This is a genomic window from Phormidium sp. FACHB-1136, assembly GCF_014697375.1.
Taxonomy (GTDB): Bacteria; Cyanobacteriota; Cyanobacteriia; order Phormidesmidales; family Phormidesmidaceae; genus Nodosilinea.
This window is the reverse complement of record NZ_JACJRS010000161.1, coordinates 1-6,893: the sequence shown is the minus strand read 5'-3', so window position 1 is coordinate 6,893 and position 6,893 is coordinate 1. Positions and strand designations below refer to the sequence as shown.

The 6,893-nt window shown below is 51.2% G+C and carries 6 protein-coding genes and 1 pseudogene; 1 reads left to right on the top strand and 6 read right to left on the bottom strand.

What is annotated here, in order from left to right:
• Positions 1 to 134: 134 nt before the first annotated feature.
• The 3 genes and pseudogenes from H6G62_RS28125 to H6G62_RS25280 all read right to left on the bottom strand — a co-directional run.
• Positions 135 to 335: a hypothetical protein gene (locus H6G62_RS28125; protein ID WP_242052274.1), complete on the bottom strand. Its 201-nt coding sequence runs from the start codon at positions 333 to 335 to the stop codon at positions 135 to 137.
• 155 nt (positions 336 to 490) lie between these two features.
• The gene (locus H6G62_RS25285) at positions 491 to 3,298 is read right to left on the bottom strand and encodes a cyclic nucleotide-binding domain-containing protein (RefSeq protein ID WP_190500368.1); all 2,808 of its coding nucleotides are present in this window, start codon (positions 3,296 to 3,298) and stop codon (positions 491 to 493) included.
• A gap of 215 nt (positions 3,299 to 3,513) precedes the next feature.
• Positions 3,514 to 3,906, bottom strand: a pseudogene (locus H6G62_RS25280) (Uma2 family endonuclease); the annotation flags it as partial.
• A 109-nt stretch (positions 3,907 to 4,015) separates the two neighbouring features.
• Between H6G62_RS25280 and H6G62_RS25275 the strand changes: the two are divergent.
• Positions 4,016 to 4,432 carry a helix-turn-helix domain-containing protein gene (locus H6G62_RS25275; protein ID WP_190500366.1) on the top strand — a complete coding sequence of 139 codons (417 nt, stop codon included), beginning with the start codon at positions 4,016 to 4,018 and terminating at the stop codon, positions 4,430 to 4,432.
• A 353-nt stretch (positions 4,433 to 4,785) separates the two neighbouring features.
• Here H6G62_RS25275 and H6G62_RS25270 read toward each other — a convergent pair whose 3' ends face one another.
• The 3 genes from H6G62_RS25270 to H6G62_RS25260 form a co-directional block, all read right to left on the bottom strand.
• Positions 4,786 to 6,330, bottom strand: a complete 1,545-nt coding sequence (locus H6G62_RS25270; RefSeq protein WP_190500364.1) for an N-6 DNA methylase — start codon at positions 6,328 to 6,330, stop codon at positions 4,786 to 4,788.
• A 6-nt stretch (positions 6,331 to 6,336) separates the two neighbouring features.
• A complete protein-coding gene (locus tag H6G62_RS25265; protein WP_242052273.1) occupies positions 6,337 to 6,576 on the bottom strand; it encodes a hypothetical protein in 240 nt (79 codons plus the stop codon).
• Positions 6,577 to 6,893, bottom strand: a 317-nt coding sequence (locus tag H6G62_RS25260) for a transposase (RefSeq protein WP_190492062.1), incomplete at its 5' end; no start/stop codon positions are given. It abuts the gene before it with no gap.

The window sequence follows — 6,893 nt, the reverse complement described above, 5'->3', positions numbered from 1 at the left end:
CTGACTTGAACAAAATTGAGAAGTTTTGGGCACGGATCAAGCACTACGTGCGAAAGACCTTGCACCAGTTTGACACCTTGTGGGATGCCCTCGACAATGCCTTCCGCGTATTGTCCTAACCTGCCTGCGGGCTGCTATATGTCTCCAAGCCCCTGGCAGAGCGACTCTTTGCAGCCTATGGCATCCAGTTCTTTGCCAAGCCCAGACGCAACATGCAAAACCATCTGATGCAGCTCACCGACAAGTTGCTCGCCCGCAAACGCGCCATTGTCGAAACTATCATTGACCAGCTCAAGAACATTTCCCAGATTGTTCGCGAAGCGTGCCGCAGGCAAACACTCTAGGCATCGCCGTCCCGTCAACTTCATGGTCAATGTCGTCTGTGGCTTGATTGCCTACTGCCACCAACCTAAAAAGCCTTCCCTCCATCTTGACTTCGCTCTCCCGCCCGCTGCTTAACCCGAACTCAGGTTATTTAGGTGCCTGTTCCTTAGTGCATCGATTGAGTCGGGGCCAAGGGGTTCGCAATTTGCTGTAATCGCTGGCTTTCGAGGGCAATCACCCGGCGGGCAAAATCGGGGTCGTGGTCGATCAGGCTATCAAAGGCATCCACGGGCACGGCCAAAATGCGCGTGTGATCGCCATCCGCCAGGATTGCATTGTCTAGGTTAGCGTGAGCCAACACCTCTAGCTCGTCGAGGGTCTGCCCAGGGTGGAACCGCTCCTCCACCACCCCCTCGGCCCGTTGGTAATGGATGCTGGCTTCTCCATTAATCAGGATCAATAGCTCTCGGCAGGTGTCGCCTGCGTGGGTGATGGCGTCGCCAGGGGCGTAGGTTCTGACCTCGGTCAAGGCGGCGAGGGCCAGCAGGGTTTTGGGTTGCAATTGGCTGAAGAAGTCGCTGTGGGCCAGGTAAACCACCTTTTCGAGGTCGGGAATCGCCGCTAGGTCTGGGGCGGCGGTGTGAGACTGAATGACCTGGGCGGTGGCTTGGGTCAGGGCGGAGGTGGCCTCTGGGGCCAGGGTTTGGCAGACCCCTTGGGCGCGGGCGGGATCGATCTGGGCGATCAAAAAGAGCGCGGCGGCGGGCACCAGGGGGTTGGGGTGGTCGATCAGATTGGCCAAATAGCTGAGGGTGTCGGTGTCGGTCGGCGGGGCGAGGGGGGCCGCAGGTTCCGGCGGGGTAGCCTGGAGGAGGTTAACCACTTCGGGGGCAAGCTGATCTAACAAGTCCGACGCTAGGTAGTCGGCCAGGGGCGAAGGGGTCACTGAGTTCAGCGTTTGGGCCAGGGTTTGGGCTAGGGGCAGGGCCTCGGTGGCGGGCAAGGTGGCCAGGGTCTCTAGTAGGGATCGCACGATCAGCCCCTGCTTGCGGCGCACCACCGCTAGCACCAGGTCTACCACCGGGGCTTGGGCTTGGAGGGCGGGCAGGGTGAGGGCGTGGTCGTAGGCCAGCCATTCGCGCAGACAAGCCATCAGACCCTCAGCCTTTTGGCGGCCCTGGGCGGAGAGGCCGCTGAGCACCCAGGCTTCTTCCTGGGGGGTGATGGCATACTCCTGGCGCAGGGATTGTAGGGAGGGAACCTCGGCCTCGGCCATTAGGTTGGGTTGGGCCTGCTGGAGCCGCAGCAATCGCTCAAGGGATCGCTGGTAGCCACTAATGCGTACCTGGTTTTCTAGGCTGCGCTGGCGGTCGGGGTTGAGCAAGTCGGGGTCTTCCACCCCCAGTTCCTCCAAAATTTCCTGGTGCTCGTCGGCGGAAATGCCCAATTCCTGGCGCATCTGCTGGAGCACATCGAGGCTATTCGCAGTATTGATATAACCCTCGGCCAGGGCCTCGCGCACCACCCCTTTGTAGGCCTGGTGGCGTTTTTCGCGGGTAAAGTCGGGCAACACCTTGGCCAGCACGTAGACCTCGTCGGCATGGAGGTCGTCGAGGGATCTGCCATCCAGCAGCGCCGCTACCTCCAGCCCCAGTTTGGCCAACTGGTTGCGGAATCGGCTGGCCAGGTTCTCACGGGTATAGCGTTCGGGGCTACGGTGCCAACTCTGTTGCAGCCACAGGGTACTTAAAAACAGCACCAGTCCGTCAAAGCCAAACTGCACCCAGCCAGGGGTGAGCCGCAGCAGGGGCCGTCCGGCAAAAAAGAAAAAGAAATTAAAGGCAATGAAGGCGACGATCACAAAGATCCGGTGCTGTACCCGGTCGGGGTTGGGAGCCACAGATTTTCGGGAATAGCCCTTGGCCCGGTTGGCGATCAGCGTGCCCAATCCAATGCCCCCCAGGGTAAAGGCCCCCAGCACCAGGGGCACCGCCACCAGCTTGGGTATGGCGATGGCCTGCCCCCCCAAGTACAGCCCTGGGCTAAATAGCGCCGCCAGTTGGTTGGGGTCGCGGTTCCACACCCCCGAAAAGTAGTAGTCCCAATTGCCCGCATAGAGGTAGTAGTAGACGAAGTAGCCCACCATCAGGCCCAGGTAGCCGTAGCGCATCACCGCCTCATCGCGACGGCGGAGGCCATCCCAGTAGGTGCGCTCCGAGTCAATGTCAAAGCAGGGGCTTTGGCAGGCCACGCAGGCGCTTTTTTCGCTGCCGTCGGCCTCCACCGTGCGGCACATCGATTGGGTAATGCGGCTTTCGCTGGTGTGGGCTTGGCTGCCCAACAGGCCACGGGGTTCGCTAAACACCGTCTGCACCGGGGCCATCGGGCAAATGTATTGACACCACGATTTACCGCCGTAAAAATAGCCCACCGCCATGGCCGCAACGATGGTGAACACCAGCCAACCGCCCAACACCAGGCGATCCGCGTTAAAAAACAAAATTCGTCCGCACAGTCCAACGAAGAGATAGGCAAACTGCACGTATAGATAGTTGCGCCCCAGCCACGACTCAGGCCGCACCTTGGCCAATTCGTAGCGCACCTTGCCGGTTTTTGGGTTTTCCCGCTTAAACTGCCGCTGCCAGCCTAGAGCGCGGGGAATCTGCGAGAGAAACGAGAGAGGGCAGATCCGCCGCCATAGCTCGTGGCTAAACACCAGCAAAATAAAAATGCCCGAGGGCACAATGGCCCCCCAAAATAGCGTCGCCCCAATCGGCTGAGGGGTTTCCTCCACACAAACCCCCTGCACCGGCACACATTCCCCCGTCAGCCGCAGGGGGCTCCAGGGGTGGTCGGGTTGGGTCAGCGCCGCTGTCCAAGGGTCGAAAAACAACGAGAGAATCAGCAGCACCCATCCGGTGGTCACGACCCAGCGAATCCAATGCATGCGGCGTTCAGGAATTTGGGCAAACATAGAAGAGGGCTCCTCGGTTGACAAGGCCTGGTGACCAGGGGCGTTGAGAAAGGGGCTTTAGAGAGAGGCATTGGGTGGACGATCACCCCTAGCCTACAGCCATGCTTTGAATTCTTACGCGTCATTCTAAGGCTCGACTTTGTGCTGAGCAATCAACGCCTCCAGATGAGCATAGCCACCCCTGGGGTGCCGCTGCGGTAAGCCAGCCTACTCGCCTAGGTCGTCTGAATATCCGGCATAAGGGTTAAGCCACGGTAAACGTGCTCCATGGCGAAACTTAGGCCAATACTGTTTAACTCGATGGTGTCGCCTGGTTGATAGTTAATGATCACTCAGTCACCAGCCTCATTTTTGTGGTACAAATCCATCTCAATCTTGGTGGAACTTACCAATAAGTAATCCTGTAGAACTGGATTTTGGCGATACAGCCTGAACTTGCCGCCCCTATCGTAAGCTTCGGCGTTTTCTGATAGCACTGCAACGATCAAGCAGGGATAGGTAATGTATTGAGTCGTTATCTTGTCCCGGTCATCACAGGTGACGCTGGCGTCGGGATAGGTATAGTTTTGGCTGGCCACACTCTTAACTTTGATGTCAGAGTTTCCGGTGATGTAGTTGCCACCTTCTATAGCGGAGTTCATTCGGGCGAGGTACGATCAAGGTAAGAGAGGAAATGCAGAGCAGTGCTGGACTATTGCATTTCCGGTAGGAGGACTCATGAAAGCCTACTCTCTTGACCTTCGAGAAAAGATCATTGATGCTCACATCATGGAGGGAGTATCGGTTCGGAAGGTGGCGAAACAGTTTAGGGTGGCGACGAGTTTTGTGGAAACGCTGTTGAAGCGGCTTCGAGAAACGGGAGACATTCGACCGAAGCCCCACGGGGGTGGGCCTCAACCTAAACTCAAGACCGAACAGATCGCCCTGGTGAAGACCTTAGTGGAGGCGGATAATGATGCGACCTTGGCGGAACTGTGTGACCAACTCGCCGCCGCCACGTCGATTCGGGTCAGTCGATCCACGATGGGACGGGTGGTGAAGGCGTTAGGATTCACGCGTAAAAAAAAATCGGGTAGTCCCATTTTGTACAGGCTAGAGAATAATCAGGCGACCCTAAAGACCTTACGGCAGTAGATCGCTGTTTCGGGCTGTTTTTTCTCTGGCCCGTAGATTAGTGCACTACCATCCGTTGCTGTTGCCTTGTCGGCCCTTACTGACTGTTCTACTTCTGATTTTGCGATTTCTAGCTATGACTGGCACTGCTCTCTACAAGTATAGCCCTTGGCTTCTCGTTACCTAGGATTTTTGTGTGGCAAGCATTTTAATCAGTGTCCTACTTTAGCAGATCAGTACTGTGGGCTTAGTAAGACTTTAGTTTTAACGGTTCGGGTCATCGGAGTTTTAACGTCGAAGTTGTGCGGCGGTAGACAACCTCGAACTCTCACCGATAACCCATATTCCGTCCGCACCAACGCAGTGTTAGGTGTCTATCGAGCTTGATAGCGTGATGCTTGTTCTGCTAATCCCAACTCTAGCTGACCGTTAGAATTAACTCGTACAACTTCAGCTAATTCCATATACTTCTCTAAGAAACCTATTTCTTTGGCAACAGCTTTTAGGGAAAGCCTTTTTAGAATATCTATAGTTATTGGTCTTTTTTCATCCCAAAAAATCATAGATTCAAGAAATTCGAGGGATGGCTTAGAATTAAGAAGACTCAAGATGAAATTAGCTTCTTCCTCCGTGTCAAAGGACAAAAAGTTAACAGTGTCATCTAGCATGACTGGTTTATTATCAATGGGGTTGACAAGCCCAAAATTCAACCTCTTATAAAGTCCAGATATAGCGATCTTCCACTTCTTAAATGAATATTCTCCTATGCCAAATATAGAATATGGAGGCTTGTTTTTGTATATTGAACTTTTTCTACGACTCAATAGAGCATCATGTTCAAGTAGATACTGCCAGGTATTAAATGCTTTATCCTTAATGACACTTGTATCGTCGCCAATCGTTTTTTGTGTAACTAAGACAAGCTTTCGGCAAGTATTAACTCTACCATTTCCGATATCTGAACTTTTCAAAAGGGGATATAGATACTCGGTCTCAAGTGAATATTGTTGATGCATTCCATTTTGGAATAACCCATTTCCAACTTGCTCCAGTTCCATTACTTTAGAACAATCATGTTTAATTCCAGAACGCCAAGTATATCTCAGATCTTGACCTAATAAATGCTTCCATTTTTCGTATTTTGCTGTGTCTTTGAGGATAAAACCATCCCTTTCACCGATTAGGTGCAGTATCTGATCTGATATCAGGTCTTTATAAACGACGCAGTCAGAACTATCATGAGAGTTAGTAGATAAGATAAAGAAGCAAGCCTCCACTGAAGCTCCAAAGAAAACTTTTGCATCAATTAGGTAGATGGAAGCAGAGAATTTATTACCTGATCTTTTCGTGATTTGCCTAAAGACTTTACGCGCTACTGAATACTTGCACAAGAGAGCTATTGTTCCTTCTCTCTTTGTGAGCCATTCAGCATGTTTCAGTAGCATCCATTCTGAAATATCAAAATTACCTGAACCTGTTATAGCCTCAATGCCTCGACGATTCTGAAAATTTGACTTTGAAGGCAAATTTTTGCTGTTGAGAATGCTTAGTTCGCTACTTGTAACCCAAGGAGGATTCCCAATGACCAAGATATGACCTGAAAAATTATCAAGAAAGGAATCCCAATCCATGCTGAAAAAATCTCCTGTTAAAACAGTTGCATTTTCTGAATTTGGATATTTTGATAAGGTCTCTTTCGCTTCCTTGACATATTTCTCATTAATATCAAAACCTACAATTTTCGAGTACCTAAACTCACTTAGGGATGCTCTAAGAAAAGCCCCTTTTCCACAAGTCGGCTCTATTACTAGGTTGGGAGAGATACCGTGTTTTTCTCTAAGCAGTTTCGTCGCACATTTTGCCAGCTCATCAGGTGTCTGAAAATCACCGAACTGCCATTTATCTAATGACTTCACCATTTTTGATTATCGAACTCTAATTATTCCTGAAACATTACCTGCCTGTTGAATAACACGTCCGTATTGCAACCTCCACTGAAGAGCATTAGATATCGTTAGATAGCCTTGATGGGGAGGCGATTCTAATATTCTATCAGCCAACTGATTTGCCCCTATCTCATCAACTGGCAAGTTTCTGTCTTCCAAAAAGGCAAGAATATCATCTTTATTCCCATCGCGGTTTAAAATATCTAAGCTGATATGCATTTAAATTGCATTGATTGTGTTTCCTTTGTTTTTGATCTTGCGATCCCATTTGATGACAAGCTGCCCTTCGTTCAACAGGTTATGAACAAGCGCTTCTAGATCCTCAATCGACTCAAATAGACGATTGGCAATGAATTCCTTTGCAGAGTGCCAAACTAACTCGATTAAATTATAGTCCGGACTGTAGGGTGGCAGAAATTCTAAAACAATGTTGGGCATCTCCTTCGCTATCTTCTCTAGAATCTCTGCCTTTTTATGAATACTTGCATTGTCTAAAATGATAAGAATCTTAGGGCCATCCTGCTCAAAGTCTTCAA